This is a genomic window from Streptomyces sp. NPDC037290 (assembly GCF_055603245.1).
This window is the reverse complement of sequence record NZ_JBVJVZ010000007.1, coordinates 13997-40085: the sequence shown is the minus strand read 5'-3', so window position 1 is coordinate 40085 and position 26089 is coordinate 13997. Positions and strand designations below refer to the sequence as shown.

Here is a 26089-nt window from a genome sequence, read left to right as displayed (position 1 = left end):
ACGGCAGGCTTTATCAGAGAGTTCCGTCGCTTCCGCTCTTTTCCACCTGCATGCGGGCGACATAAGCGGCGGCCTGCGAGCGGCGCTGCATACCGAGTTTGGAAAGCAGACTCGACACGTAATTCTTGATCGTTTTCTCGGCCAGATGCAAACGCTCACCGATCTGCCGGTTGGTGAGTCCTTCGCCGATCAGTTCGAGGATTTTCCGTTCCTGCTCGGTGAGCCGCGCGAACCGGTCGTCCGTGCGCGCGGCGCCGCCGTCGCGCAGCCGCTCCAGCACGCGCGCGGTGGCCACCGGATCCAGCAGGGACCTCCCGGCGGCGACGTCCCGAACCGCCTGGAGCAGTTCGTTGCCGCGGATCGCCTTCAGGACGTATCCCGAGGCGCCCGCCATGATCGCGTCGAAGAGAGCCTCGTCGTCCGCGAACGAGGTCAGCATCAGGCACCGCACCGTCTCGTCCCGGGCGCGGATCTCCCGGCACACCCCGACCCCGCTGCCGTCCGGCAGCCGCACGTCCAGCACCGCGACGTCGGGCCGGGTGGCCGGAATGCGCACCAGCGCGTCGGCCGCCGTGCCGGCCTCGCCGACCACCTCGATGTCCGGCTCGACGGAGAGCATCTCGTGGACGCCCCGGCGGACCACTTCGTGGTCATCGAGCAGAAAAACCGTGATTTTTCCGTCTTCACGCACGGAGTCAGTCTCACACACAAACTCTTCCCGTGAGCTGGGTGCGCGGGATAACGTGCCGCTTGCTCCGGCCTTTCGCAAGGCTGTGACCAGCGCGCTTCCAGCCTTCTCCGATTTACTTGGAAATCCAAGCAAAATCGCAGGTCAGGTGGGGTTTCACAGAAATGTGGAGCACTGGGTAACGTGATGGTTGCAGGGCGCTCGCCGGGGCACCTGTCACGCCTGTTCCCGGCCGAGTGGCACCCACCCCGTGCCCGGTGGTCGAAACAGGTGAGCCGCACTGGCCTACCGGCAACCCCGGGGGCCGGAACGACGGAGGAGCACACGTGACCGTGGACAGCAGTGCCGCGCGCAAGCCGCGACGCAGCGCCCCAGGCAAGGCCGGCACCACCGGCAGCAAGACCGGCACCACCGGGGCGAAGACCGGCAAGGCCGGAACCGCGTCCGGCACCAGGCGCACCCCCCGCGCCGCCGCGAAGCAGAACACCGAGCCGGAGCTCGTGCAGCTGCTGACGCCCGAGGGCAAGCGGGTCAAGAACGCCGAGTACGACGCCTACGTCGCCGGCATCACCCCTGAAGACCTGCGCGGTCTGTACCGCGACATGGTGCTCACCCGCCGCTTCGACGCCGAGGCCACCGCCCTGCAGCGCCAGGGCGAGCTGGGCCTGTGGGCGTCCCTGCTGGGTCAGGAGGCCGCCCAGATCGGCTCCGGCCGCGCCCTGCGCGCCGACGACTACGTCTTCCCGACCTACCGCGAGCACGGCGTCGCCTGGTGCCGCGACGTCGACCCGACCAACCTGCTCGGCATGTTCCGGGGTGTGAACAACGGCGGCTGGGACCCGAACGGCAACAACTTCCACCTGTACACGATCGTCATCGGCTCCCAGACCCTGCACGCCACCGGCTACGCGATGGGCATCGCCAAGGACGGCGCGGACAGCGCGGTGATCGCCTACTTCGGCGACGGCGCGAGCAGCCAGGGTGACGTCGCCGAATCGTTCACCTTCTCCGCGGTCTACAACGCGCCGGTGGTGTTCTTCTGCCAGAACAACCAGTGGGCGATCTCCGAGCCGACCGAGAAGCAGACCCGCGTGCCGCTCTACCAGCGCGCCCAGGGCTTCGGCTTCCCCGGCGTGCGCGTGGACGGCAACGACGTCCTGGCCTGCCTGGCGGTCACCAAGTGGGCGCTGGAGCGCGCCCGTGAGGGCGACGGCCCCACCCTGGTCGAGGCGTACACCTACCGCATGGGTGCCCACACCACCTCCGACGACCCCAGCCGCTACCGGGGCGACGAGGAGCGGCTGGCCTGGGAGGCGAAGGACCCGATCCTGCGCCTTCGCCGGTACCTGGAGGCCTCAAACCACGCGGACGAGGGATTCTTCGCGGAACTCGAGACCGAGTCCGAGGCGTTGGGCAAACGAGTGCGCGAAGCGGTCCGCGCCATGCCCGACCCGGACCACTTCGCCATCTTCGAGAACGTGTACGCGGACGGGCACGCGCTCGTCGACGAGGAGCGGGCCCAGTTCGCCGCCTACCAGGCGTCGTTCGCGGACGCAGAAGGGGGTCACTGAGATGGCCGAGAAGATGGCGATGGCCAAGGCCATCAACGAGTCGCTGCGCCGCGCTCTGGAGGAGGACCCCAAGGTCCTGGTCATGGGTGAGGACGTCGGCAAGCTCGGCGGTGTCTTCCGGGTGACCGACGGTCTGCAGAAGGACTTCGGCGAGAGCCGGGTCATCGACACCCCGCTCGCCGAGTCCGGCATCGTAGGCACCGCGATCGGCCTCGCCCTGCGCGGCTACCGCCCGGTGGTGGAGATCCAGTTCGACGGCTTCGTCTTCCCGGCCTACGACCAGATCGTCACCCAGCTCGCGAAGATGCACGCGCGATCGCTGGGCAAGGTCAAGATGCCGGTCGTCATCCGCATCCCCTACGGCGGCGGCATCGGCGCGGTCGAGCACCACTCCGAGTCCCCCGAGGCCCTGTTCGCGCACGTCGCCGGCCTGAAGGTCGTGTCGCCGTCCAACGCCTCCGACGCGTACTGGATGATGCAGCAGGCCATCCAGAGCGACGACCCGGTGATCTACTTCGAGCCCAAGCGGCGCTACTGGGACAAGTCAGAGGTGGACGCCGAGGCGATCCCGGCGCCCCTGCACAAGGCGCAGGTCGTCCGCGAGGGCACCGACCTGACCCTGGCCGCCTACGGCCCGATGGTGAAGCTCTGCCAGGAGGTGGCGGCCGCCGCGGCCGAGGAGGGCAAGTCCCTGGAGGTCCTGGACCTGCGTTCGGTCTCCCCCCTCGACTTCGACGCCGTCCAGACTTCGGTGGAGAAGACCCGCCGCCTGGTCGTGGTGCACGAGGCACCGGTGTTCTTCGGCTCCGGCGCGGAGATCGCCGCCAGGATCACCGAGCGCTGCTTCTACCACCTCGAAGCCCCCGTGCTCCGGGTCGGCGGGTACCACGCCCCGTACCCCCCGGCGCGTCTGGAGGAGGAGTACCTGCCGGACCTGGACCGCGTGCTCGACGCCGTCGACCGCTCGCTGGCGTACTGAGGAGAGGTTCGTGACGACGATGACGGAAGCGTCCGTACGCGAGTTCAAGATGCCGGACGTCGGCGAGGGACTCACCGAGGCCGAGATCCTCAAGTGGTACGTCCAGCCGGGGGACACGGTCACCGACGGCCAGGTGGTGTGCGAGGTCGAGACGGCCAAGGCTGCCGTCGAGCTCCCCATCCCCTATGACGGCGTGGTCCGTTCCCTGCACTTCCCCGAGGGCACCACGGTCGACGTGGGCACGGCCATCATCGCGGTGGACGTGGCGGGCGGCGCGGCGGCACCGGAGGCGGAACAGCCCAAGGCCGAGCCCGCCCCGCCGGCCGAGGAGGAGCCGAAGCCGGCGGGCCGCCAGCCGGTCCTCGTCGGCTACGGCGTGTCGACCTCCTCCACCAAGCGCCGCCCCCGCAAGGGTCCGGAGGTCACCGTGCCCGCCCCGGCGCAGGCGATCCAGGCCGAGCTGAACGGCCACGCGCCGGTCACCGACAAGCCCCGCCCGCTGGCCAAGCCGCCGGTGCGCAAGCTGGCCAAGGACCTCGGTGTCGACCTGGAGTCGGTCATCCCGTCCGGGCCCGACGGCATCATCACCCGCGAGGACGTCCACGCGGCGGCCACGCCGAAGTCCGCCGAGCCGACGGCCCCTGTCGCCGCCGCCCCGGTGACGCAGGCGCCGGTCGCGTCCTACGACGGCACGCGCGAGACCCGCATCCCGGTGAAGGGCGTCCGCAAGGCCACGGCGGCGGCGATGGTCGGCTCGGCGTTCACGGCGCCGCATGTCACGGAGTTCGTGACGGTCGACGTGACCCGCACGATGAAGCTGGTCGAGGAGCTGAAGCAGGACAAGGAGATGCAGGGCCTGCGGGTCAACCCGCTGCTGCTGATCGCCAAGGCCCTGCTGGTCGCCATCAAGCGCAACCCTGAGATCAACGCTTCCTGGGACGAGGCGAACCAGGAGATCGTGCTCAAGCACTACGTCAACCTGGGCATCGCGGCGGCCACTCCGCGGGGTCTGATCGTGCCGAACATCAAGGACGCGCACGACAAGACGCTGCCGCAGCTGGCTTCCGCTCTCGGTGAGCTGGTGTCGACGGCGAGGGAGGGCAAGACCTCCCCCGCGGCCATGCAGGGCGGCACGGTGACGATCACCAATGTGGGCGTCTTCGGCGTCGACACCGGCACGCCGATCCTCAACCCCGGCGAGTCGGCGATCCTCGCGATCGGTGCGATCAAGCTCCAGCCGTGGGTCCACAAGGGCAAGGTGAAGCCGCGTCAGGTGACGACCCTGGCGCTGAGCTTCGACCACCGTCTGGTGGACGGCGAGCTGGGCTCGAAGGTGCTGGCGGATGTGGCGGCGATTCTGGAGCAGCCGAAGAGGCTGATCACCTGGGCGTGACGGCTCCGGGCGGGTAGCCTCGAAGCGTGGAGGGGACGGCCGCAACTTGTGTTTGCGACCGCCCCCTCTTCTTCGGGCTCTTTCAGGACTGGTTCAGCACATACACAGGCGCCCCGTCTTCCGCCCCGCCTCGGGAACGGATGCAGGCGTGCTTGCTCAGCAGCCGCAGACATTCGTTGACGCGGTGCACCGAGAGTCCGGTACGGGCCGCAAGGGCTTCCAGCGGCTCGCGCAGCTCACCCTTCTCGACGATAACGGGGGCGACGACCACGGCCACGGCCCACACATCGGCCGTGACGGAAAGACGCTGCCGCCAGTCGGCCAGCACGGAGGCCGTGGTGGACAGCGCGGTGACCTGCCCGTCCGGCGTCCGAGGAGCCGGTACCAGGGCGTCCAGCCGGTCCGCGATCCGTTCCATCGCCCGGACCATGGCCTGCTGCACGGCCAGCGTGGCCTTCTGCGTGGCCAGCATCTCCCGCTGCAGGACCAGCGTCTCGTGCTGCAGAGCCAGTGTTTCCTGTTGCAGCTCGATCGATTTGCGCTGTCCGTGCGCCAGTTCCTCGTCCAGCTGAAGGTTGTGCGCCTCCAGCCGGACGATGGCTTCGGCGACCTGCTCGGGCATGGCATACGCGATCGGAGCGCCCGGTCCGGCGGGCTGCACCTCGGCCTCTTCCAGGGTGTAGGAACCCTCCCGCTGCACGGTCTCGATCACCTCGGCTGCCCACTGTTTGAAGGGGGCGCAGGCGGGCTTGGTGCAGGCGTTGACGAGGAGGATGAGACCCTGCAGAGAGAGCACGTTCAGGTCTCGACGCCACTCTCTGCCTGCAGGAACGCTGAGACCGTAACCTCCAGTTAGGGTCTCGAGGGACTCTCGGTGGTCCGCCGGCACATGGTCGGAGAGTGCCTTTTGCGGGTTGGTGTGCCCGAGCTCCTTGCACACGTCCACCGCCGGAAACCAGTGACTCCCGTCCGGCATGGTCAGCCTCCGCACACGGGCTCCGGTCGCCGCGTAGACGAAGTCGCTGATGTCGATGGCCTCGTGTCGTTCGGCCGAGTGCGGCCGCTTGCTGGGTTCGCTCATGTGAACCACCTCCGCCCGGGAACGTAGAGCGGAGAAATTCGAATATGCCAGCTGCAAGGATGATGTTCACGATTGGGGGTGAAGTTTGCCGAAAACGCCAGACACCGCCGCTTGGCGCCGTTTCGCCAGTCACCTTGCTTGCGGTCGATGAGCCCAACTGCCGTAGATTTACCGCATGGTAACGGGGGAGAAGACCGCAGCCCGGCATGCGAAACCCAAGGCAACGGCGGGGGTCGGGCGGGCGTCTGTGCTCATGGCGTCCGGCACCGTCGTCTCGCGGGCCAGTGGGCTGATCCGGCAGGTGCTGCAGGGGGCCGCGCTCGGGACCGGGCTGCTCGCCACCACGTACAACACGGCCAACACCGTGCCGACCAGCCTGTACACCCTGTTGATCGGCGGGGCGCTGAACGCCGTGCTGGTGCCGCAGCTGGTGCGGGCCCGGGCGATGCATGCCGATGGCGGGCGGGCGTACGAGCAGCGGCTCGTGACCCTCGTCGTCAGCGTGCTGGCCGTCGGGACCCTGCTCGCCGTATGGGCCGCGCCGGAGATCGCGAGCCTGTACATAAGGGACACGCCCAAGGAGCATGCGGCGTTCCGGCTGACCGTCGTCTTCGCGCGGTTCCTGCTTCCGCAGATCTTCTTCTACGGGTTGTTCGCCATCCTCGGTCAAGTTCTGAACGCCCGCGAGAAGTTCGGGGCGATGATGTGGACACCGGTGCTCAACAACGTCGTCCTCGTGACGATGTTCGGCGTCTATCTCGGGATGATGGCCCTCCCCCACTCCGTCGCCGACGTCACCGACGCCCAGGTCCGCTGGCTCGGTATCGGTACGACCCTCGGGATCGCCGTACAGGCCCTCGCCCTCATCCCCTTCACCCGTGCCGCCGGCTTCCGGTTCCGGCCCCGTTTCGACTGGCGCGGCGCGGGACTCGGCTCCGGCATCCACGCGGCCAAGTGGACGCTGCTGTTCGTGCTGACCAACCTGGTCGCGCTCACCGTCGTCACCAACTACGCCAACGCCGCCGACACGCAGCTGCCGAACGCCGGTGTCGGCTACACGGCGTACAGCTACGCGCAGACCATCTGGATGCTGCCCCAGTCCATCGTCACGGTCTCCCTGGTCACAGCTCTGCTGCCACGCATGAGCAAGGCGGCGGCCGAGGGACGGATCGGCGATCTGCGCGCCGATCTGTCCCGGGCACTGCGGGTCAGCGGGGTGGTGATCGTTCCGGCTGCCTTCCTGTTCGCCGCGCTCGGGCCGGACATCGCCGTCCTTCTCTTCGCCCACGGCGCCGCGGACGCGGCCGCGGCGCAGCCCCTCGGTCACATGCTGCAGGCCTTCGGTCTCGGGCTGATCCCGTTCTCCGCGCAGTACCTGCTGCTGCGCGGCTTCTACGCCTTCGAGGACACCCGTACGCCGTTCTTCATGGCCGTGTGGATCGGGATCGTCAACATCTCGCTGGCCACCGCCTGCCATCTGCTGCTGCCCGCGCGATGGGCGGTCACGGGCATGGCCGGCGCCTACACCGTCTCCTACCTCGCCGGACTCGTCCTCACCGCCCGCCTGCTGTCCCGTCGTACGGGCGGGCGACTGGACGACGGCACCCTGCGCGGCACCTACGCCAGGCTGCTGTGCGCCGGCGGCGTGGCGGCGGTGGCGGGCTGGGCTGCTGCGCGGGGCTGTACCGGTGTGCTGGGACACGGCACGGCGGGGTCGGTCCTGACGACCGTCGCGGGCTCGCTCGCCCTTGGTCTCGTCTATCTGGTGGTGGGCAGGGCGCTGAGGATCGGCGAGCTGCGACGGATTCCCGGGTTCCGCTGAAGTCGGCGCCCTGCCCCGGACGACCGACCCTGACGCCGTATCAGGGATGGGTCGGGGTGCTACCGGGGATGTCACGGATGGTGGGGGAGTGGCTACGGCGGCACGCTGGTGACATGACGAAATCCGCTGCCGCTCGCCCGGTTTCCTCTCCCGCCCGCCGTGTCGCGACCGTCCTCGCCGGTACGGCCGCGGTGTGCGCGCCCGGTGTCGCCTACGCGGCGCCGAGCGCCACCACCGCTACGGCCACCGATTTCGGTGACTGCCCATCCCTGCCCGACGGTGTCGACCCGTCCCGATGGAGATGTGAAGTGCACACGGCCGCCCCGCGGTTGACCATCGGAACGGTCAGCGTGAGCCTCGCCCCGATCACCATGACCCACGCCGAGGGCCCGATGCCGGACGGCGGCAACGGGCAGGTGTGGGGCGCGATGCACACCTCTCCCACCGCGATACCGGGGGGACTGACCGGCACGCCGGCGGGCGACCACGCGACTGTCCTGGGCCTGGCGATACAGCCGGAGTACGGGGGCCGGTCCGACTTCTACACCGGCCGGTTCAGCCTCCGCTTCCGGCTCCTCGGCCCGCTGGTGCCGCGTGGCTGCGCCCTGGGGGCGGGCGACCCCGTCGACTTCCAGCTGAAGCGCTCCGGCCCCTCCAGGTGGGTGTCCCAGGACCCCCCGGTGATCGAGTTCTCGGCATACGACGACACCTTCAGCGCCCCTGCCGCCGCACACTGCGGGCCGCTCACCGGCGCGCTCAACCAACGGCTCGGCCTGCCGGCCACCACAGGGAACCTGCTGTCGTACGACGCCTCGTACACCTTCAAGACCTACGACCAGCTCCCGGCGAGGCACGAGGACAAGGGACAGAACGGCAAGGGACAGGACGGCAAGAGATAGGACGACAGGAAACAGGACGACAAGGAACAGGACGACAAGGAGCAGGACGACAGGGAACAGAAAAGGAGGGAACCTTTCGCGGCGACCCACAGTTCTGTCGGTGCCCGGTCAGCCCCGCAGCCGGAGCGCGTTCAGCAGGGCCGCGCCCCGCTCGGCGTCGTCCACGCTGACCGCGAAGTCCGTACGGCGGCCCCGGGGGCGTACGACCAGGCAGTCGCCGCCGCGGAGCATGACGGTCGTGCCGAGGCCACTGAGGCGATAGCCCCAGCCGCCGACCTGGGACGGGAGCCGGTGCTCGGCGCGGGCCGACTCGATGGCGGCCGGGGACCAGCGGCGGGCGGGCCAGCCGAACGGGCCGAACGACACCTCCAGGCCCGCTTCCGACACCTTGGCCTGGACCGAGGAGAAGAGCATGCCGGTGAGCGCGGTGACGGCGCAGACCGCGCACACGAGCCATAGCCAGGCGGGGTTCGCCAGACCGACGCACGGCACCACGAGCGCGGCTGCGGCGATCGCGCCCGCCACGGCCGTCAGCAGTTGCAGCCAGGGGTTGGCCGCGCGGGAGAACCACGCCAGCCGCTCGCCCTCGGGCAGGTTCAGCGCGGGGGTGGCGGTGTGCGCAGCGGAGGTGGTCCGGGTGCTCAGCCGCCAGGCCACCACGCCGGCGACCGCCGTCAGGACCAGGGTCAGCACGATCCCGAGGGCCGGTTCGCGGGTCTCGTGCCAGTCGGCGCGGTCGAGGTTCGCGCGGACGACGGACGCCTGGGCGCCGACGAGCGCCGCCCCCGTGGGCGCCAGTGTCATCGCCCGCCAGGGGCGCACGGCCGGCCAGGACCGGTGCCGGCGGATGCTCACGGCGAGAACGACCAGCAGCCAGAAGCCGGCCGGGAACAGGGAGGCCGCCCACAGCGGCATCGAGTCATCGGGGACGCTGCCGCCGCTCCAGTGGGTCGCCAGTCGGCCGGGCAGCCGGTCGTGCGCGGCCCAGGGCAGGCCCGTGAGCAGCGCCGCGACGGCGGCCGTGCACCCCGCGAGCCCCCAGCGCGCGGCGCGGCTCCGGTCGTGTTGGCCGGCGTTCCCGTCCGCCCTGCCGTTCGCGTCCGCCCTGCCGTTCCCGCGTGCCGCGCTGCCGTCATCCGGCGCGCCGTCCTCGCGGTCCCGGCCGCCTTCCGGATCGTCTCCGTCGGGCACGTCCCTGTCGGGTATGTCCCTGTCGGGTATGTCCCCGTCCGTCATGTCGTCGTCCCCCGGATCATGTCGATGAGGTCGGTGCGGCTGTAGCCGAGGCGGGACGCCTCCGCGATCAGTTCCCGCACCCTGATCTGCAGTCCGGACCGCCGGGCCGCGCCCTCGGCGACGGTGATTCCCCGGCCGCGGCGGAACTCCAGCACACCCTCGTCCCGCAGGACGCGCAGGCCGCGCAGGACGGTGTTGACGTTGATGTCCAGCGCCGTGGAGAGATCGCGCGCCGAGGGCAGCCGGTCGCCGGCGCGGCACTCGCCCTCGGCGACGGCCCGCCGGATCGCCGCGGCGACCTGCTCGTGCAGGGGGCGGGTGTCGGACTGGTCCAGATGCAACAGCATGGTGCTAATAAAACTAGCACCATCGGTTTCATTTCGCGCCGGGCAACAGAACGGGCCCGCCGCGCAGAGCGGCGAGCCCGTGTGTGTCCGGTGACTGCGTCAGCCGGGGGACTGCGTCAGCCGAGCTTGGCGAAGCCGTAGTCGAGGAGCTTCTTCGCGTCCGCCTCGCGCTGCGGGATGGACGTGGAGGCGAGGACGGTGCCGATGACCGTCCTGCCGTTCCGGGTGGCGGCGAAGACCAGGCAGTACTTGGCCTCCGGGCCGGAGCCGGTCTTCACACCGATGGCGCCGCTGTAGCTGCTGAGCAGACCGTTGGTGTTGGTCCACGTGCCCATGGTGCGGGTGCCACCCGACTTGGTGATCGTCTTGGCGGTGTACGCCTTCGTCTTGACGACCGTGCGGAACGTGGAGTTCTGCATCGCGCTGCTGGCAATCAGCGTCAGGTCGCGCGGCGTCGAGTAGTTGTCGCCGTTGCCGATGCCGTCGAAGGAGTCGAAGTGCGTGTACTTCAGGCCCAGGCTCTTGGCGGCGGCGTTCATCTTGCCGATGAAGTTGCTCACGCGCGCGGCGCGGGTGGTGCCGGAGCCGTACGTGTCGGCGAGCGCGTAGGCGGCGTCGCACCCGGACGGCAGCATCAGGCCGTACAGGAGCTGGCGGACGGTGACCTTGTCTCCGACGATCAGGTGCGCCTGGGAGGCGTTGTTCTTGACGACGTAGTCGCTGTACGCCTTCTGGATCGTCACCTTGCGGTCGAGGTTCAGGTTCGACTGCGCGAGCACGACCTTGGCGGTCATGATCTTGGTTGTGGATCCGGTGGAAAGTGAGGTGTCCATCTTCTTGTTGAACAACGTCGAGTGGTTCGCGTTGTTCATCACGTAGCCGCCCTGGGCCACGATCGAAGGCGTCGTGACGGCCTGAGCGGGCGCCGCGGTGAGGGCGCCTGTCGCGAGCAGCGCGCCGGAGGTGACGGCGACGGCGGCGGCTCTGCGGAAGCGTGAGCTGTGGGTGCCCTTAATGCCGGTAATCAAAGTAAATTACCCCGATTGTCGTGAATGCCCCTGGAGTGCGGCCGAGTTGAGGTGGCAAGAGCAAGGGGCCGCACGTGTGAGACACGTAAGTAGCACAGAAAGTTGTGTCGTTGCTGCGTGGGTTTTTCGCCGTCCGGATGCTGGACGCCGCTGCCGCTTGCGTACGTGTTGTATCTATCCTGTGGGCATGAAGACGGCCGTACAGCAGCCCGCCCGCCGGCACGACAAGCCCCCGCCCGCCGCCGACCGCGTGTACGCCCACGTCAAACAGGGCGTCCTCGACCGTCGCTACGAGGGCGGGACCCTGCTCACCGAGGGCGAGCTGGCCGAGGCCGTCGGGGTCTCGCGCACGCCGGTGCGGGAGGCGCTGCTGCGGCTGGAGGTCGAGGGTCTGATCCGGCTCTACCCGAAGAAGGGCGCCCTGGTGCTGCCCGTCTCCGCGCAGGAGATCGCCGACGTGGTGGAGACCCGCCAGCTGGTCGAGGAGCACGCCGCCCGCAAGGCCGTACCGGCCGCGCCCGGTCTGCTGCTGCGGTTGACCGAGCTGCTGGAGCTGCAGAAGACGCAGGCCGCCGCCGGTGACCTGTCCGCGGCCGCGGTGACCGACCGGTGCTTCCACGCCGAGATCGTGCGCAGCGGCGGCAACGAGATCCTGTCCCGCCTCTACGACCAGCTGCGCGACCGGCAGCTGCGGATGGGCGTCGCCGTCATGCACTCCCACCCCGACCGGATCGCCAAGACGCTCGCCGAGCACGAGGAGATCCTGGAGGCGCTGCGCGCCGGGGACGCGGAGGCGGCCGTCGACGTGGTGCATCGGCATGTGAGCTGGTTCGAGCATCTCGCCCGGGGTGAGGTGCGATGAGCAGTCCGTCGAGCAACGTCACTCTTCCGGGTGATCCTCCGGGTGGCCGGCGCGCCGTCACCGTGTGGTCCATAGGCGTCGCCGTTTACTTCGTCGCCGTCATCTTCCGTACGTCACTGGGCGTGGCCGGCCTCGACGCCGCCGACCGCTTCCACGTGGGCGCCTCCGCCCTGTCGACGTTCTCCATCCTGCAGCTGCTGGTCTACGCCGGCATGCAGATACCCGTCGGCCTGCTGGTCGACCGGCTCGGCACCAAGAAGGTGCTCAGCATCGGCGCCGTGCTGTTCACGGCCGGACAGCTCGGTTTCGCCTTCTCCCCGTCGTACGGCACCGCCCTCGCCTCGCGCGCCCTGCTGGGCTGCGGTGACGCGATGACCTTCATCAGTGTGCTGCGGCTCGGCAGCCGCTGGTTCCCGGCCCGGCGCGGGCCGCTGGTCGCGCAGCTCGCCGGGCTGGTCGGCATGGCGGGCAACCTGGTCTCCACGCTGGTCCTCGCCCGGCTGCTGCACGGCATCGGCTGGACCCCGGCGTTCGCCGGCAGCGCGCTCGCGGGTGCCGTCGTCCTCGTCCTGACTCTGCTGTTCCTCAAGGACCACCCCGAGGGGCACGAGTCCGAACCGTCGCCGCACCAGGGCGCGGCCTACGTCCGCCGGCAGATCGCCGCGGCCTGGCGGGAGCCCGGCACGCGCCTCGGGCTGTGGGTGCACTTCACCACCCAGTTCCCGGCGATGGTCTTCCTGCTGCTGTGGGGCCTGCCGTTCCTGGTCCAGGCGCAGGGGCTCAGCCGTGCCACGGCCGGTGAGCTGCTCACCCTGGTCGTGCTGTCCAACATGGTGATCGGCCTCGTCTACGGCCAGGTCGTCGCCCGGCACCACACGGCGCGACTGCCGCTGGCGCTGGGCACGGTCGGGGCGACCGCGCTGCTGTGGGCGACGACGCTGCTGTACCCCGGCGAGCACGCGCCCATGTGGCTGCTGGTGGTGCTGTGCGCGGTGCTGGGTGCCTGCGGGCCGGCCTCGATGATCGGGTTCGACTTCGCGCGGCCGGCCAACCCGCCCGAGCGACAGGGCACGGCGTCGGGCATCACCAACATGGGTGGGTTCATCGCCTCGATGACGACGCTGTTCGCGGTCGGGGTGCTGCTGGACGCCACCGGGGACGACTACGCGGTGGCGTTCTCCGCGGTGTTCGTGCTGCAGGCGCTCGGGATTTCGCAGATTCTGCGGCTGCGGGGGCGGGCGGCCCGCCGGGAGCGGGAGCGGTTGGTTGCCAGCCGCGTGGAGACGGTTCACGTTCCCGCGTAGGCGCCCTGTGCTGGTGCCCTGGGCCGGTGCGGGCCTCACCGGTCCTACGGAGTGACCGTGAAGTTGCGCAGGATCGCCGCGGCCAGGTCCGGGTCGCCCTCTGTCTTCACCCGGTCCGCCACCGCCTCCGGGGTGACGCGGCCGCAGGCGAGACGGACGTACGTCTCCCAGTCGAGGGTGAGGGTGGCGGCGGGGCCGAGCGCCGGGGCGGTTTCCAGGCTGCCGCGGCCCTGGATGTCGACGCGGATCGTGCGCAGGAACTCCACCGGGCCGTGCACGTCGAACACGACCGCCGAGCTGCGCGGCGCGTCCGCGTCCTTCGCGACGACCTTGGGCAGCGCCTCCAGCAGGACGTCCCGCACGATGTGCGCGCCGGGCGAGTCCAGGTTGCCGGGCCGGCCGAGGGCCGTGCGCAGGTCCTGCTCGTGCACCCACACGTCGAACGCGCGGGTGCGGTAGGCCTGTTCCAGCGTGACCTCCGCGCCCAGCGGGCCGCGTACCGTGGTGCCGGGGTCGCGGGACTCGGTGCGCAACTGGCGGTTGCGGCGGATGACCGTGTACTCCAGTTCGGCCGTCATCTCCGGCGCCGTGTGGTGGCGGCGGACGTCGACCTGCATCTCCGTGTACCGCTGGTGCTCGGTGGTGACGTGGAAGAGGTCACGGGGGAGCGAGTGGATCGGGCGCGGGTCGCCGAGCATCTCGCAGTCCCCGCCGATCACATGGGACACGATGTCCCGCACCGACCAACCCGGGCACGGGGTCCGCCGGTTCCACTCGCCTTCCGCGAGCGACTGGACCATCTCGGATATCGCGTCGATGGAGTGCGTCCAGGCGTCGGCGTAGGGCTGGAGGGTGGGATGGAGACTCACGGAACGGGACCCCTCGGCGGTCGGTACACGGGCAGGTTGTGGCGGCGTTGCCAGCGGGCGGCGGCGGCACGGCGGCGGGTGTCTGAGTGGCTAAGTTACGCTGCCTTCAGCCACCCCGGCAGTGCTTTCGTGTGACGATCGTAGGCCTGTGTGGACGACTCGAATGCCAGGACGGTGGTACTGTGCGCGCCTCCCTGATCCAGATCGACGTGAACGAGGACGAATCGGTCGACTCCCGGCGGCAGCGAGCGGCCGCACTGGTCCGGCAGCAGGCCGGGGCCGATCTCGTCGTCCTGCCCGAGCTGTGGACCACCGGCGCCTTCGCCTACGAGGAGTTCGGCCGCGAGGCCGAGCCGCTCGAAGGTCCGACGTACGAGACGATGGCCAAGGCCGCGAGCGACGCGGGTGTGTGGCTGCACGCCGGGTCGATTCCGGAGCGGGACCCGGACGGGCCGCTCTACAACACCTCGCTCGTCTTCTCCCCCTCCGGTGAGCTGGCCGCCGCCTACCGCAAGATCCATCGCTTCGGCTTCGACAAGGGTGAGGCCGTGCTGATGGGCGCCGGGCGGGACCTGGTGACGGTCCGGCTGCCCGGGACCACGCTCGGCGTGGCCACCTGCTACGACCTCCGTTTCCCCGAACTCTTCCGCTCACTGGTCGACGCCGGCGCCGAGACCCTCGTGATCCCGGCGGGCTGGCCCGAGCGGCGACGCGCGCACTGGACGCTGCTGGCTCAGGCGCGGGCGGTGGAGAACCAGGCGTACGTGCTCGCCTGTGGAACGGCCGGGAGCCATGCGGGAGTTCCCCAGGCGGGTCACTCGATCGTGGTGGACCCGTGGGGCGAGGTGCTCGCCGAGGCGGGCCCGGACGAGGAGATCCTCACCGTCGACTTCGACCCGGCGAAGGTGGCGACGACGCGCGAGCAGTTCCCGGCGCTGAAGGACCGGGTGCTGGGCCTGGAGCCGCCGCGCCGCTGAACGAAGGCGGCGCCTAGTCGTCCTCCCGTTCCTTCTGCGCCAGGTGGATCACGCACACCGCCACCGCGACGAGCAGCGCCGGGTCGGCGTCCTCGCGCACGATGTCCACGCCGTAGGTGTCCCGGAGGGAGAGCCGGCGGCGGGAGACGACAGCGAGGAGTTCGCCGTCGTACTCGATGGCGAACTCGTGGTCGAGGATCTTGCCGCTCACGTCCAGATCGGTGCCGTCGACCAGGGACACCCGGTAGTGGTGGCGCAACAGGGACAGCCGTTTGCGCCGGATGGTGGCCAGGCCTTCGCCGTCCCGCTCGATCACCATGGTGTCGCGCAGGGCGAACATCTTCTGGTGGATGTCGATCAGCACGCGCCCGTGGGCGTCCTTCAGCTGGAAGGTGTCCCGCAGCCGCATGGCCTTGCCGTCGACGAGGAAGACCTTGCGGCCGTGCTCGTCCTCGATCCAGTAGTCGTCACCGATGCCGAGCAGCCGGTCGTGTACGAGGAGTCTCATGCGGGTACCGTTCCCCGCCGCGCGTTGATCATCACGGCCCGGCCGGCCGAAGCGGCTGCGGCTCTTGTCCATCGGGGTCCGCTGGTCCGAAGCGTCTGCCGGGTTCGGTCATCGGGCCTGCGGGTCCGAACCGCCTGCCGGCTCTGCCCATCAGAGCTGGCCGGTCCGCTCAACGGGACTCGTCGGTCCGAACCGCCTGCGGTAGTCCGATGGGCTCAGGCCCGTCTCGCGGCGCAGCCGGGCGCGCAGATTGGCTGCCGTGCCCAGGCCGCTGCGGGCCGCGACGACGTCCAGGCGCTCCTCGCCCCGCTCGATCAACCGGCAGGCCAGGGCCACCCGCTCCCCGGTGAGCCAGGCCAGCGGGGTCGTGCCCAGCTGGGCGCGGAAGCGGCGGTGCAGTGTGGCGGGGCTGACGGCCGCTCGGGTGGCGAGGTCCGCCACGGTCAGCGGCTCGGCCAGCCGTTCCTGCGCCCAGGCGAGCAACGGGCCGAGCGACTCGTCGGGCACGTCGGGCACGGGGCGCTCCACGAACTGCCGCTGGCCGCCGTCCCGGTGGGCGGCGAAGACGAGGCGCCGGGAGACATGGTTGGCGATCTCCGCGCCGTGGTCCCGGCGCACGATGTGCAGGGCCAGGTCGAGCGCCGAGGCGCTGCCGGAGGCGGTCAGGATGTCGCCGTCGTCCACGAAGAGCACGTCCGGTTCCAGGCGTACGCGGGGAAAGCGGCTGCGGAAGGCCTTCGCCCACATCCAGTGGCAGGCCGCCCGGCGCCCGTCCAGCAGCCCCGCTTCCGCGAGGGTGAACGCGCCCGAGCAGAAGCCGACGAGCCGGGCGCCACGCGCGTGCGCCCGGCGCACGGCGTCCAGGACGCGCTCCGTGCGCGGGACCTCGGTGTCGGGCCGGTTCGGCACGATCAGCGTGTCGGCCTCCTCGGCGGCCTCCAGCCCGGCGACCCCGGTGAGCGTGAAGAAACCGTCCCGCATCCGGGTCTCGGACCCGGCGGCGCACAACCGGAAGTCGTACAGGTCCCGCCCCAGTTCGGGCCGCGGCAGACCGAAGACCTCGATGGCGCAGCTCATTTCGAAGGGGTTGGAGTTCTCGTCGACCACCAGCACGACGCGGTGAGAGGATCCTTGCGGCATATGCGATTCCTAGCACTCGTCCGCCGGCTCCGGCCACCCGCACGATGAACCCATGGAACCGATCTCCCTCGCGCAGGCCCTCGCCTCCTTCTCCGAGCAGTGGAGCCCCCGCATCGTCACCACCGTCAACGACTACGACGTACGCGTGGCGAAGGTGGAGGGCGAGCACCTCTGGCACGTCCACGAGCACACCGACGAGTTCTTCCTGGTCCTCGACGGCGAACTGCACATCGGTCTGCGCGAGCCGGCCGGAGAGCGCACGGTCGTCCTGTCCAGGGGCTCGGTGTTCACCGTCCCGCGCGGCACCGAGCACAAGCCGTACGCGCGCGTGCCCACCTCGATCCTCGTCATCGAGCCCACCGGCACCCTCTCGGTCGGCGACCGGCACGAGGAGGTCCCGGACCACGTGGACGCGACCACCGGTCACGCGCTGACCTGACCGGCACGGAGGTGATCCACCAGGACGGGGTTGTCCACAGGCGCCCGAACGGCTGTCGGAGCCGGGTGGCACCCTTGGGTCATGACCGACTCCGCACCCCGACGCGCCCGCGTCCGCGCCCCCGAGCTGATCGGCAAGGGCGGCTGGCTGAACACGGGAGACAAGCAGTACACCCTCGCCGACCTGCGCGGACTAATCGTCGTCCTGGACTTCTGGACCTTCTGCTGCATCAACTGCCTGCACGTCCTGGACGAGCTGCGCGACCTGGAGGAGAAGCACCGGGACACGGTGGTGGTCATCGGTGTGCACTCCCCGAAGTTCGTGCACGAGGCCGAGCACCAGGCGGTCGTCGACGCGGTCGAGCGGTACGGCGTCGAGCACCCGGTGCTGGACGATCCGGAGCTGGCCACCTGGAAGCAGTACGCGGTCCGTGCCTGGCCGACGCTGGTCGTCATCGACCCGGAGGGGTACGTCGTCGCCCAGCACGCGGGCGAGGGGCATGCACACGCCATCGAGCGACTGGTCGAGGAGCTGGAGGCCGAGCACGAGGCGAAGGGCACCCTGCGCCGCGGCGACGGCCCCTACGTGCCGCCGGAGCCCGAGCCGACGACGCTCCGCTTCCCCGGCAAGGTGCTGCGGCTGCCGTCGGGCACCTTCCTGGTCAGCGACACCACCCGGCACCAGCTGGTGGAGCTGGCCGAGGACGCCGAAACCGTCGTACGGCGCATCGGCTCCGGCACGCGCGGCCTGGTGGACGGCGGCCCGGAGCGGGCGTCGTTCAACGAGCCGCAGGGCCTGGCGCTGCTGGAGGACGGCTCGGTGGTCGTGGCCGACACCGTCAACCACGCCCTGCGCCGCCTCGACCTGGCCACCGGCGCGGTGACCACTCTGGCCGGCACCGGCAGGCAGTGGTGGCAGGGGTCCGCCACCTCGGGTCCGGCCCGCGAGGTCGACCTCTCCTCCCCCTGGGACGTGGCGGTCTTCGGTGGCGCGGTGTGGATCGCCATGGCGGGCGTCCACCAGCTGTGGACGTACGACCCCGAGGCGGGCACGGTCGCCGTCGCGGCCGGCACCACCAACGAGGGCCTGGTCGACGGTCCCGCTGCCGAGGCGTGGTTCGCCCAGCCGTCCGGCCTCGCGGCCACCGCCGACCGGCTGTGGCTCGCGGACTCCGAGACCAGCGCCCTGCGCTGGGTGGACCTCGACGGACACGTCCACACGGCGGTCGGCACCGGCCTGTTCGACTTCGGGCACCGCGACGGCACCGCGGACAAGGCGCTGCTCCAGCACCCGCTGGGCGTCACCGCCCTGCCGGACGGCTCGGTGGCGGTCGCCGACACCTACAACCACGCCCTGCGCCGCTACGACCCGGCGACCGGTGAGGTCACGACCCTGGCCACGGACCTGCGCGAGCCCAGCGACGCCGTGCTCGACGGCGAGGACATCGTGGTCGTGGAGTCGGCCCGGCACCGCCTGACCCGGCTGCGGCTGCCCGAGGAGGCGGTACGGGTGGATGCGGTCGCCCACCGCACCCAGCGTGCGGCGACCGAAGTCGCCCCGGGCAGAGTCCGGTTGGACGTCATCTTCCAGGCGCCCGCGGGCCAGAAGCTGGACACCCGCTATGGTCCCTCGACCCGTCTGCTGGTCTCCTCGACCCCGCCCGAGCTGCTGCTCAAGGGCGAGGGCGCGGACACGGACCTGTCCCGCGAGCTGGAGCTGGACCCGGCCGTCACGGAAGGCGTCCTGCACGTCTCGGCGATGGCCGCGAGCTGCGACGACGACCCGGCCAACGAATATCCCGCCTGCCACGTCCACCAGCAGGACTGGGGCGTCCCGGTCCGCCTCACCGAGGGCGGGGCGGACCGCCTGCCGCTCGTCCTGGCGGGGATGGACGAGCAGTAGGCAGGCGTCGGGTCAGACGCCGTAGCCGTCGCTGTAGCCGTCGACGCGGTGGTGATGGTGGTGTGGTTCCTCCTCCACCACCGGCGTCGTCGGCGGGACCACGACCCGCCGGCGCCGGGCGATGCCGCTGAACGTCGCCACGCCGATCAGTCCGACGGCCATCAGGATCAGGCCGACGACGGTGAGGTTGACGCCGTGCATGTGCCAGTCGGTCGCGAACGTGAGGATGGCCCCCACGGCGATGAGGATGATGCATCCTCCGAGCCCCATGAGAAGTCGCCTCCCCTTTCGGTGCCGGAATCTCCGGTGCCGTCCGGGTACCCGCGGCGGGCCCGGCTAGCCCTCCAGGAAGGCCGTGAGGGCGTTCGCGAGCAGGAAGGGGTCGTCGGCACCGCACAGTTCGCGCACACTGTGCATGGAGAGGATCGCGACGCCGATGTCGACGGTCCGGATGCCGTGCCGGGCCGCGGTGATCGGGCCGATGGTGGTGCCGCAGGGCATGGAGTTGTTGGAGACGAACGACTGGAAGGGCACGTTCGCCTTCTCGCAGGCGGCGGCGAACACCGCGCGGCCCGAACCGTCCGTCGCATAGCGGTTGTTGACGTTGACCTTGAGGATCGGGCCGCCGTTGATCCGCGGGTGGTGCGTCGGGTCGTGCCGTTCCGCGTAGTTGGGGTGGACGGCGTGACCGGTGTCGGAGGACAGGCACACCGTGCCGGCGAAGGCGCGGGCCCGGTCCTCGTACGAGCCGCCGCGCGCGAACACCGAGCGCTCCAGGACGGATCCGAGCAGCGGGCCGTCCGCGCCGGTGTCCGACTGCGAGCCATTCTCCTCGTGGTCGAAGGCGGCCAGCACGGGGATACGGGTGAGCGGTGCGCCGGAGGTGGCGACGGCGGCCAGCGAGGCCGTCCCCGCGTGCACCGACAGCAGGTTGTCCATCCGCGGACCGGCGAGCAGCTCCCGGTCCCGGCCGAGGTAGGCCGGGGCCTCCACCGGGTGCGTCATCAGGTCCCAGCCGGTGACCGAGCCGGCCGCGAGCCCCGCCTCCTGCGCCAGGAAGTCGATCAGGTCGCCGTCCCGGACGTCGTCACCGAGGCCCCACACGGGCTGCAGATGACGCTGCTTGTCGAGCTTGAGCCCCTCGGTGCTGACCGAACGGTCCAGGTGGATGGCGAGCTGCGGCACCCGCAGCAGCGGACGGTCGACGTTGACCAGGACCGTGGAGCCGTCGCGCAGGCTCAGCCGGCCGGCCAGGCCCAGGTCGCGGTCCAGCCAGGAGTTCATCAGCGGTCCGCCGTAGATCTCGACGGCGACCTGGCGCCAGCCGTGCGCCCCGCTGTCCGGGCGCGGCTTGATCCGCAGGTTCGGGGAGTCGGTGTGCGCGCCGATGATGTGGAACGGCGTGTGCGCCTCGGCGCCCTCGGGGACGTACCAGGCGACGATCGCGCCGCCGCGCAGCACGTACTTGCCGCCGCTCGACGCGTCCCATGCGTCCGTCTCCGCGACCTGCCGGAAGCCTGCCTTCTCCAGCCGCTCGGCGGCAGTGGCCACCGCGTGGTAGGGCGACGGGCCGGCCGCCAGGAAGGACATCAGGTCGTCGGTGTGGCCGCGGTCGAAGCGGGCTGCTGCGCTCATGGGATTCACCTTAACGACGTGCGCGGGCCCGCTCCCGGAAAGGGAGCGGGCCCGCACAGTATCTACAGGGACGGATCCGCCGGAATCCACGGCACGTGTCTGTGACGCGTCCGCTGACGCCCCCGTGGGGTGGTCTGCTAGAACGCGGCCTCGTCCAGCTCCATCAGGTCCAGCTCGACACCCGAGGCGACCTTGCGGGCCAGCGTGACGCCGGGCAGGACGTTCGCCGCGAAGAACTTCGCCGCGGCGATCTTGCCGGTGTAGAAGGCCTTGTCCTTGGCGGAGGCCGAGGCCAGCTTCTCGGCGGCGATCGCGGCGCCCTTGAGCAGCAGGTAGCCGACGACGACGTCACCGGAGGCCATGAGCAGGCGGGTGGTGTTCAGGCCGACCTTGTAGATGTTCTTGGTGTCCTGCTCGGTGGCGGCGAGGTCGGTCAGCATCAGGCCGACGATCGCCTCCAGCTCCACGGCCGCCTTGGCCAGGTGCTCACGGGCGCCGGCCAGCTCTTCGCCGCCGGTGCCGAGCGCCAGGAACTTCTTGATGTCCTCCGCGAGGGAGTTCAGCGCGGCGCCCTGGTTGCGGACGATCTTCCGGAAGAAGAAGTCCTGGCCCTGGATCGCCGTGGTGCCCTCGTACAGGGTGTCGATCTTGGAGTCCCGGATGTACTGCTCGATCGGGTACTCCTGCAGGAAGCCGGACCCGCCGAAGGTCTGCAGCGACTGGGCCAGCTGCTCGTAGCCCTTCTCGGAGCCGTAGCCCTTGACGATCGGCAGCAGCAGGTCGTTCAGCGCCTCCTCGGCCGAGGCGTCCTCGCCGTTCGCCTCCTTGATCTGGATGGCGTCCTGGATCGAGGCGGTGTACAGCACCAGGGCGCGCATGCCCTCCGCGTACGCCTTCTGCGTCATCAGGGAGCGACGCACGTCGGGGTGGTGGGTGATGGTGACCTTGGGGGCGGTCTTGTCCATGAAGTTGGCCAGGTCCGGGCCCTGGACGCGCTCCTTGGCGTACTCCAGCGCGTTCAGGTAGCCGGTGGACAGCGTGGAGATCGCCTTCGTGCCGACCATCATGCGGGCGAACTCGATGATGCGGAACATCTGGCGGATGCCGTCGTGCTTGTCACCGATCAGCCAGCCCTTGGCGGGGTGCTGGTCGCCGAAGGTCATCTCGCACGTGTTGGAGGCCTTCAGGCCCATCTTGTGCTCGACGTTGGTGGCGTACACGCCGTTGCGCTCGCCCAGCTCGCCGGTCTCGAAGTCGAAGAGGTACTTCGGGACGAGGAAGAGGGACAGGCCCTTGGTGCCGGGGCCGGCGCCCTCGGGACGCGCGAGCACGTAGTGGAGGATGTTCTCCGACATGTCGTGCTCACCGGACGTGATGAAGCGCTTCACGCCCTCGATGTGCCAGGAGCCGTCCTCCTGCTGGATCGCCTTGGTGCGGCCGGCACCCACGTCGGAGCCCGCGTCGGGCTCGGTGAGCACCATCGTGGAGCCCCACTGCTTCTCGGTGGCGACCTTGGCGATGTGCTTCTGGACCTCGTTGCCCTCCTCGAAGAGGATGCCGGCGAACGCCGGGCCCGAGGAGTACATCCACACGGCGGGGTTGGCGCCCAGGATCAGCTCGGCGTAGGCCCAGATCAGGGAGCGGGGCGAGGTGGTGCCGCCGATCTCCTCGGGCAGGCCGAGGCGCCAGTACTCGGAGTCCATGAAGGCCTGGTAGCTCTTCTTGAAGGACTCGGGGACCGGTGCGGTGTTGGTCTCGGGGTCGAAGACCGGCGGGTTGCGGTCGGCGTCGGCGAAGGACTCGGCCAGCTCGTTCTCGGAGAGGCGGGTCAGCTCCTCCAGGACGCTCTTGGCGGTATCGACGTCCATCTCCTCGAACGGGCCGGTGCCGTACACCTTGTCGCGCCCCAGTACTTCGAAGAGGTTGAACTCGATGTCGCGGAGATTCGACTTGTAGTGCCCCATGGCGACGGCTCCGTAGAGGGATCGGCGAGGCACTGACTCCTCGCACCTAGTTCACGTACCAACAAGTAGCTACGATGATGCTACCCGTCGGTAATAAGAAGCAACCCCTGCCGGTCCAATGTGAGAAGGGTCTACTCCTCGCTGCCCGGGAACGGGGACGTGAGCAGTGCTGCCCAGCGGTCCGGGTGCTCGGCGAAAGTCAGGTGACCGCCCGGTATCTCCATCAGCCGGGCCCCGGGGATGCCCGCCGCCACCGCGCGGTGCAGCCGGGGCGGGATCAGGTGGTCGTCGACCGGCGAGACGACCAGGGTGGGCGCGGTGATCCGGGCCAGGTCCGCGGTCACGTCCAGCCGCTCCACCAGTTCCACGTGCTCCGGCGTGCCCTCCGGTACGGCTGCTCCCGTCTCCTTCGCCGCCGCCTCCAGTTCCTCCGGGGGCATCGCCTCCAGTGCGGCCGGGCTCAGGGCATGGGCGAACAGGAACCGGCCGAGCGTGTCGGGGTCCCCCGACTCGACGAGCGTCCGCCACACGCGCGCGGTGAGCCGTACCTGCGCGTCGGCGCGGGCGAAGGGTGCGGTCAGCACGAGCCCCGTCACCCGCTCCGGATGCCGCGCGGCCAGCCGTATCGCCACCGGTCCGCCCAGTGAGTAGCCGGACACGGTGAACCGCTCGATGCCCGCCGCGTCGGCGACGGCCAGCAACTGGTCGGCCAGTCCGTCCAGCTCGAGTGGCCGGGTGGCGCGCGGGGTGCTGCCCGTGCCCGGATAGTCGGCGCCGATCACCGTGTACCGCGCGGTCAGCCGGTCCATCACCGGGCCGTAGTTGCGGTCCAGGGATCCGCCGGCGCCGTGCGCGAGGAGCAGGGCGGGGCGGGACGTGCTGCCGGACATGGGAAACCCCCGTGGTTGCCGTCTGTAGCGGTCGATACAAAAACCGTAGCAGAATTGCCTAGCGGTCGCTACATAAATTCTCCCGGCCGCCGCCGCGCCGCCCCCGCTCGGTACGCTTGCGCCCATGTACGGCTACGACCAGAACGTCGGTGCTCAGCAGCAGTACGCCGCACCCCAGCAGCCGATGGCCGGCGGCTACGGGCAGCAGCCGCCGCTGTATCCCGAGCCGTCCCCGCCCTCGCTCGCGGACGCGGTGCGCGCCTTCACCACCGGGCAGATGTCCGCCGAGGACTTCCAGCAGATCTTCGCCACGTCGAAGGTGTACTGCCCACGTGGCGACACCCCCGGCTTCCTCGCCCTGCACAACACCCAGCAGCCGGTGATCCCGATGTTCACCTCGCTCAAGGAGCTGCGCCGGTACGCGGGCAAGGAGTCCAAGTACTTCGTGATCACCGGCGCCGAGGTGATCGACCTCCTGCCGACCGGCTACGGCTTCGTCCTGGACATGGAGGGCGAGCACCGGATGGTGTTCGACGCGAAGGCGGTCGAGCAGATGGTCGACTTCGCGATGCGCCGGATGTACGGCTAGCCGCCGTTGCCGCGCAGTCGGCTGTGGTGGGCCGGCGGTGGCGTCTTCGCGCTGACGGCGCGTGCTGCCGGGGGTCGCCGGACGGGTCGCGGGGTGTGGCGCACGTGCGTGGGTACCGACACGGGCGGGGCCGCCTGGGCGCGGATCCTGTACGCGCGGGAGCGGCCGCGGGTGCCGTGTTCCTCGCGTTCGTGTGACGCCTGTCTCTGGAGCCCGGAGGGAATTCCCTCCGGGCTCGATCTGTTGTGGGTGGCAGGAAGTTCAACGCTCAACTAAAGTGGACGCACAAGGAGGTACCGACCATGCCTGCAGTGACCGTCGAGAACCCGTTGACGCTGCCCCGTGTGACCGCTCCCGCCGACGCGGTGGCGCGTCCGGTGCTGGCCGTCAGCACCGCCCCGAGCGGCTTCGAGGGCGAGGGCTTCCCGGTCCGCCGGGCGTTCGCGGGGATCAACTACCGCCACCTCGACCCGTTCATCATGATGGACCAGATGGGCGAGGTGGAGTACGCGCCGGGCGAGCCCAAGGGCACCCCCTGGCACCCGCACCGCGGCTTCGAGACCGTCACCTACATCATCGACGGGATCTTCGACCACCAGGACTCCAACGGCGGTGGCGGCACCATCACCAACGGCGACACCCAGTGGATGACCGCGGGCTCCGGTCTGCTGCACATCGAGGCGCCGCCGGAGTCCCTCGTCGTGTCCGGCGGCCTTTTCCACGGCCTGCAGCTGTGGGTGAACCTCCCCGCCAGGGACAAGATGATGGCCCCCCGCTACCAGGACATCCGTGGCGGCAGCGTGCAGCTGCTGGCGACTGCGGACGGCGGTGCGCTGCTGCGTGTCATCGCGGGCGAACTGGACGGCCACCAGGGCCCCGGCATCACCCACACCCCGATCACCATGATCCACGCGACCCTCGCTCCGGGCGCCGAGATCACCCTGCCCTGGCGCGAGGACTTCAACGGCCTGGCCTACGTCCTGGCGGGCCGGGGCGCCGTCGGTACGGACCGCCGGCCGATCCACACCGGCCAGACCGCGGTGTTCGGCACCGGCTCCTCGCTGACCGTCCGCGCGGACGAGAAGCAGGACGGCCACACCCCGGACCTCGAGGTCGTCCTCCTCGGCGGACAGCCCATCCGTGAGCCCATGGCCCACTACGGCCCGTTCGTCATGAACACCAAGGAAGAGCTGATGCAGGCCTTCGAGGACTTCCAGAAGGGCCGCCTGGGGACCATCCCGGCGGTGCACGGCATGACCGAGGGCGGGCTGTAAGCCCTCGGCCACCCGCTGGGAGAAGCCCCGTCCGGGTGCCGGACGGGGCTTTTCGTGTGCACGGAGGGGCCCCTTCACAGGAGAGCGGGGGCGTTTGGCGGGTCCGGCGCAAGGAGGCGCGCCGACCCGGATGGACTAGTTCCGGAAGGCGTCCTGCCGAGCGGGCCCCTAGCGTCGCAACTGCGCGCCCCGTTCCACAGCGCGCACGAGTGGTCGCTCCTGGTGGCCGACTCCACGCACACACACCCCAGTTCAGGAGTCACATATGAGCAGCATCCGCAGCGCCATGGCGTGCACCGCGGCAAGCGTCCTCCTCACCGTCGGCGGCGTCGCGCTGGCCGCCCCCGCCCAGGCCCAGACGAGCGTCGCCCCGCAGGGCACGGCGGTCACGGTCCGCGCCGACGACGGCACCGGCACCGCCAGCAGCGACACCGCCACGGACACCGGTACCAGCAGCAGCACCAGCACGGGCACCGACAACGGGAACGGCAACGGCAACGGGAACAACTGCGGGCTCCTCGGCCTCGGTTGCATCCTCCACGGTCTCCTCGGTGGCCTCCTCGGCTGAGGACGCCCCCGCAGTGACCGGCCGGACACCGGGTGAGCGGCCGCCCCGAAAGAGGCGGCCGCTCACGCCGTTCGGGACGCCGGTCCCGCCCGGTACTCCACGGGCACCGAGCCTGATGTGACAG

Annotated in this window: 25 protein-coding genes; 13 read left to right on the top strand and 12 right to left on the bottom strand. The window is 70.3% G+C overall.

Features of this window, described 5'->3' with window-relative positions; genetic code table 11:
• Window positions 1–13 precede the first annotated feature (13 nt).
• Window positions 14–691, bottom strand: a complete 678-nt coding sequence (locus ACZ7HQ_RS24410; RefSeq protein WP_470993687.1) for a response regulator — start codon at window positions 689–691, stop codon at window positions 14–16.
• 323 nt (window positions 692–1014) lie between these two features.
• Here ACZ7HQ_RS24410 and pdhA point away from each other — a divergent pair, with 323 nt between their 5' ends.
• From pdhA to ACZ7HQ_RS24395, 3 genes are read left to right on the top strand one after another with little or no spacing between them, the layout of a single operon-like run.
• Complete coding sequence (gene pdhA, locus ACZ7HQ_RS24405) at window positions 1015–2259, top strand: pyruvate dehydrogenase (acetyl-transferring) E1 component subunit alpha (RefSeq protein ID WP_470993685.1); 1245 nt, start codon at window positions 1015–1017, stop codon at window positions 2257–2259.
• Between the two features lies 1 nt (window position 2260).
• Window positions 2261–3238, top strand: a complete 978-nt coding sequence (locus tag ACZ7HQ_RS24400; protein WP_470993683.1) for an alpha-ketoacid dehydrogenase subunit beta — start codon at window positions 2261–2263, stop codon at window positions 3236–3238.
• 10 nt (window positions 3239–3248) lie between these two features.
• Window positions 3249–4631: a dihydrolipoamide acetyltransferase family protein gene (locus tag ACZ7HQ_RS24395; RefSeq protein ID WP_470993679.1), complete on the top strand. Its 1383-nt coding sequence runs from the start codon at window positions 3249–3251 to the stop codon at window positions 4629–4631.
• A gap of 82 nt (window positions 4632–4713) precedes the next feature.
• On the opposite strand, the gene ACZ7HQ_RS24390 is transcribed toward ACZ7HQ_RS24395, so the two are convergent.
• Complete coding sequence (locus tag ACZ7HQ_RS24390) at window positions 4714–5712, bottom strand: BRO-N domain-containing protein (RefSeq protein ID WP_470994390.1); 999 nt, start codon at window positions 5710–5712, stop codon at window positions 4714–4716.
• A 253-nt stretch (window positions 5713–5965) separates the two neighbouring features.
• Between ACZ7HQ_RS24390 and murJ the strand changes: the two genes are divergently transcribed.
• Together murJ and ACZ7HQ_RS24380 are read left to right on the top strand one after the other, a co-directional pair.
• Window positions 5966–7534: a murein biosynthesis integral membrane protein MurJ gene (murJ, locus tag ACZ7HQ_RS24385; protein ID WP_470993676.1), complete on the top strand. Its 1569-nt coding sequence runs from the start codon at window positions 5966–5968 to the stop codon at window positions 7532–7534.
• Between the two features lie 113 nt (window positions 7535–7647).
• Complete coding sequence (locus tag ACZ7HQ_RS24380; RefSeq protein WP_470993673.1) at window positions 7648–8433, top strand: hypothetical protein; 786 nt, start codon at window positions 7648–7650, stop codon at window positions 8431–8433.
• Window positions 8434–8541: 108 nt separating this feature from the next.
• Here ACZ7HQ_RS24380 and ACZ7HQ_RS24375 read toward each other — a convergent pair whose 3' ends face one another.
• From ACZ7HQ_RS24375 to ACZ7HQ_RS24365, 3 genes are all read right to left on the bottom strand, one after another.
• Window positions 8542–9669: a DUF1648 domain-containing protein gene (locus ACZ7HQ_RS24375; protein ID WP_470993671.1), complete on the bottom strand. Its 1128-nt coding sequence runs from the start codon at window positions 9667–9669 to the stop codon at window positions 8542–8544.
• Entirely contained in the window at window positions 9666–10016 is a 351-nt protein-coding gene (locus tag ACZ7HQ_RS24370; protein WP_470993668.1) for a GntR family transcriptional regulator, read from the bottom strand. Before ACZ7HQ_RS24370 ends, ACZ7HQ_RS24375 begins: the two co-directional genes overlap by 4 nt.
• Window positions 10017–10132: 116 nt before the next feature.
• A complete protein-coding gene (locus ACZ7HQ_RS24365; protein ID WP_470993666.1) occupies window positions 10133–11044 on the bottom strand; it encodes a D-alanyl-D-alanine carboxypeptidase family protein in 912 nt (303 codons plus the stop codon).
• Between the two features lie 187 nt (window positions 11045–11231).
• Here ACZ7HQ_RS24365 and ACZ7HQ_RS24360 point away from each other — a divergent pair, with 187 nt between their 5' ends.
• Window positions 11232–11906 carry a GntR family transcriptional regulator gene (locus ACZ7HQ_RS24360; RefSeq protein ID WP_470993663.1) on the top strand — a complete coding sequence of 225 codons (675 nt, stop codon included), beginning with the start codon at window positions 11232–11234 and terminating at the stop codon, window positions 11904–11906.
• The gene (locus ACZ7HQ_RS24355; RefSeq protein ID WP_470993661.1) at window positions 11903–13210 is read left to right on the top strand and encodes an MFS transporter; all 1308 of its coding nucleotides are present in this window, start codon (window positions 11903–11905) and stop codon (window positions 13208–13210) included. The genes ACZ7HQ_RS24360 and ACZ7HQ_RS24355 overlap by 4 nt, the downstream gene beginning before the upstream one ends.
• A gap of 44 nt (window positions 13211–13254) precedes the next feature.
• Here the strand turns inward: ACZ7HQ_RS24355 and ACZ7HQ_RS24350 are convergent, their stop codons facing one another.
• Window positions 13255–14079: a maleylpyruvate isomerase family mycothiol-dependent enzyme gene (locus ACZ7HQ_RS24350; protein ID WP_470993658.1), complete on the bottom strand. Its 825-nt coding sequence runs from the start codon at window positions 14077–14079 to the stop codon at window positions 13255–13257.
• A gap of 182 nt (window positions 14080–14261) precedes the next feature.
• Here ACZ7HQ_RS24350 and ACZ7HQ_RS24345 point away from each other — a divergent pair, with 182 nt between their 5' ends.
• On the top strand, window positions 14262–15056 hold the full coding sequence (locus ACZ7HQ_RS24345; protein ID WP_470993655.1) for a carbon-nitrogen family hydrolase: 795 nt from the start codon (window positions 14262–14264) through the stop codon (window positions 15054–15056).
• 13 nt (window positions 15057–15069) lie between these two features.
• On the opposite strand, the gene ACZ7HQ_RS24340 is transcribed toward ACZ7HQ_RS24345, so the two are convergent.
• Together ACZ7HQ_RS24340 and ACZ7HQ_RS24335 are read right to left on the bottom strand one after the other, a co-directional pair.
• Window positions 15070–15564, bottom strand: a complete 495-nt coding sequence (locus ACZ7HQ_RS24340; RefSeq protein ID WP_470993652.1) for an LURP-one-related/scramblase family protein — start codon at window positions 15562–15564, stop codon at window positions 15070–15072.
• 150 nt (window positions 15565–15714) lie between these two features.
• Window positions 15715–16704, bottom strand: coding sequence for a GlxA family transcriptional regulator (locus tag ACZ7HQ_RS24335; protein WP_470993649.1), 990 nt, complete (start codon window positions 16702–16704; stop codon window positions 15715–15717).
• A 52-nt stretch (window positions 16705–16756) separates the two neighbouring features.
• Between ACZ7HQ_RS24335 and ACZ7HQ_RS24330 the strand changes: the two genes are divergently transcribed.
• Window positions 16757–17143, top strand: coding sequence for a cupin domain-containing protein (locus ACZ7HQ_RS24330; protein ID WP_470993646.1), 387 nt, complete (start codon window positions 16757–16759; stop codon window positions 17141–17143).
• 81 nt (window positions 17144–17224) lie between these two features.
• Window positions 17225–19045: a thioredoxin-like domain-containing protein gene (locus ACZ7HQ_RS24325; RefSeq protein ID WP_470993643.1), complete on the top strand. Its 1821-nt coding sequence runs from the start codon at window positions 17225–17227 to the stop codon at window positions 19043–19045.
• 12 nt (window positions 19046–19057) lie between these two features.
• Here the strand turns inward: ACZ7HQ_RS24325 and ACZ7HQ_RS24320 are convergent, their stop codons facing one another.
• The 4 genes from ACZ7HQ_RS24320 to ACZ7HQ_RS24305 form a co-directional block, all read right to left on the bottom strand.
• Window positions 19058–19315, bottom strand: coding sequence for a DUF6458 family protein (locus ACZ7HQ_RS24320; protein ID WP_470993641.1), 258 nt, complete (start codon window positions 19313–19315; stop codon window positions 19058–19060).
• Between the two features lie 66 nt (window positions 19316–19381).
• The gene (locus tag ACZ7HQ_RS24315; RefSeq protein WP_470993638.1) at window positions 19382–20680 is read right to left on the bottom strand and encodes a M18 family aminopeptidase; all 1299 of its coding nucleotides are present in this window, start codon (window positions 20678–20680) and stop codon (window positions 19382–19384) included.
• 137 nt (window positions 20681–20817) lie between these two features.
• Complete coding sequence (locus ACZ7HQ_RS24310) at window positions 20818–22644, bottom strand: acyl-CoA dehydrogenase (protein ID WP_470994387.1); 1827 nt, start codon at window positions 22642–22644, stop codon at window positions 20818–20820.
• 131 nt (window positions 22645–22775) lie between these two features.
• A complete protein-coding gene (locus tag ACZ7HQ_RS24305; protein ID WP_470993636.1) occupies window positions 22776–23534 on the bottom strand; it encodes an alpha/beta fold hydrolase in 759 nt (252 codons plus the stop codon).
• 124 nt (window positions 23535–23658) lie between these two features.
• On the opposite strand from ACZ7HQ_RS24305, the gene ACZ7HQ_RS24300 reads away from it, so the two are divergent.
• From ACZ7HQ_RS24300 to ACZ7HQ_RS24290, 3 genes are all read left to right on the top strand, one after another.
• Window positions 23659–24123 carry an SseB family protein gene (locus ACZ7HQ_RS24300; RefSeq protein ID WP_031172737.1) on the top strand — a complete coding sequence of 155 codons (465 nt, stop codon included), beginning with the start codon at window positions 23659–23661 and terminating at the stop codon, window positions 24121–24123.
• Between the two features lie 302 nt (window positions 24124–24425).
• On the top strand, window positions 24426–25397 hold the full coding sequence (locus tag ACZ7HQ_RS24295) for a pirin family protein (RefSeq protein ID WP_470993634.1): 972 nt from the start codon (window positions 24426–24428) through the stop codon (window positions 25395–25397).
• 265 nt (window positions 25398–25662) lie between these two features.
• Window positions 25663–25965: a hypothetical protein gene (locus ACZ7HQ_RS24290; protein WP_470993631.1), complete on the top strand. Its 303-nt coding sequence runs from the start codon at window positions 25663–25665 to the stop codon at window positions 25963–25965.
• The last annotated feature ends 124 nt before the right edge of the window (window positions 25966–26089 follow it).

Bases quoted from the DNA above. Each gene is read 5' to 3' on its own strand.
- ACZ7HQ_RS24370 (WP_470993668.1), bottom strand. From the start codon at position 10,016: ATGCTGTTGCATCTGGACCAGTCCGACACCCGCCCCCTGCACGAGCAG.
- ACZ7HQ_RS24375 (WP_470993671.1), bottom strand. From the start codon at position 9,669: ATGACGGACGGGGACATACCCGACAGGGACATACCCGACAGGGACGTG.
- ACZ7HQ_RS24380 (WP_470993673.1), top strand. From the start codon at position 7,648: ATGACGAAATCCGCTGCCGCTCGCCCGGTTTCCTCTCCCGCCCGCCGT.
- ACZ7HQ_RS24335 (WP_470993649.1), bottom strand. From the start codon at position 16,704: ATGCCGCAAGGATCCTCTCACCGCGTCGTGCTGGTGGTCGACGAGAAC.
- murJ (WP_470993676.1), top strand. From the start codon at position 5,966: ATGGCGTCCGGCACCGTCGTCTCGCGGGCCAGTGGGCTGATCCGGCAG.
- ACZ7HQ_RS24325 (WP_470993643.1), top strand. From the start codon at position 17,225: ATGACCGACTCCGCACCCCGACGCGCCCGCGTCCGCGCCCCCGAGCTG.
- ACZ7HQ_RS24355 (WP_470993661.1), top strand. From the start codon at position 11,903: ATGAGCAGTCCGTCGAGCAACGTCACTCTTCCGGGTGATCCTCCGGGT.
- ACZ7HQ_RS24300 (WP_031172737.1), top strand. From the start codon at position 23,659: ATGTACGGCTACGACCAGAACGTCGGTGCTCAGCAGCAGTACGCCGCA.
- ACZ7HQ_RS24305 (WP_470993636.1), bottom strand. From the start codon at position 23,534: ATGTCCGGCAGCACGTCCCGCCCCGCCCTGCTCCTCGCGCACGGCGCC.
- ACZ7HQ_RS24315 (WP_470993638.1), bottom strand. From the start codon at position 20,680: ATGAGCGCAGCAGCCCGCTTCGACCGCGGCCACACCGACGACCTGATG.
- ACZ7HQ_RS24340 (WP_470993652.1), bottom strand. From the start codon at position 15,564: ATGAGACTCCTCGTACACGACCGGCTGCTCGGCATCGGTGACGACTAC.
- ACZ7HQ_RS24390 (WP_470994390.1), bottom strand. From the start codon at position 5,712: ATGAGCGAACCCAGCAAGCGGCCGCACTCGGCCGAACGACACGAGGCC.
- ACZ7HQ_RS24400 (WP_470993683.1), top strand. From the start codon at position 2,261: ATGGCCGAGAAGATGGCGATGGCCAAGGCCATCAACGAGTCGCTGCGC.
- ACZ7HQ_RS24320 (WP_470993641.1), bottom strand. From the start codon at position 19,315: ATGGGGCTCGGAGGATGCATCATCCTCATCGCCGTGGGGGCCATCCTC.
- ACZ7HQ_RS24290 (WP_470993631.1), top strand. From the start codon at position 25,663: ATGAGCAGCATCCGCAGCGCCATGGCGTGCACCGCGGCAAGCGTCCTC.
- ACZ7HQ_RS24360 (WP_470993663.1), top strand. From the start codon at position 11,232: ATGAAGACGGCCGTACAGCAGCCCGCCCGCCGGCACGACAAGCCCCCG.
- ACZ7HQ_RS24310 (WP_470994387.1), bottom strand. From the start codon at position 22,644: ATGGGGCACTACAAGTCGAATCTCCGCGACATCGAGTTCAACCTCTTC.
- ACZ7HQ_RS24295 (WP_470993634.1), top strand. From the start codon at position 24,426: ATGCCTGCAGTGACCGTCGAGAACCCGTTGACGCTGCCCCGTGTGACC.
- ACZ7HQ_RS24330 (WP_470993646.1), top strand. From the start codon at position 16,757: ATGGAACCGATCTCCCTCGCGCAGGCCCTCGCCTCCTTCTCCGAGCAG.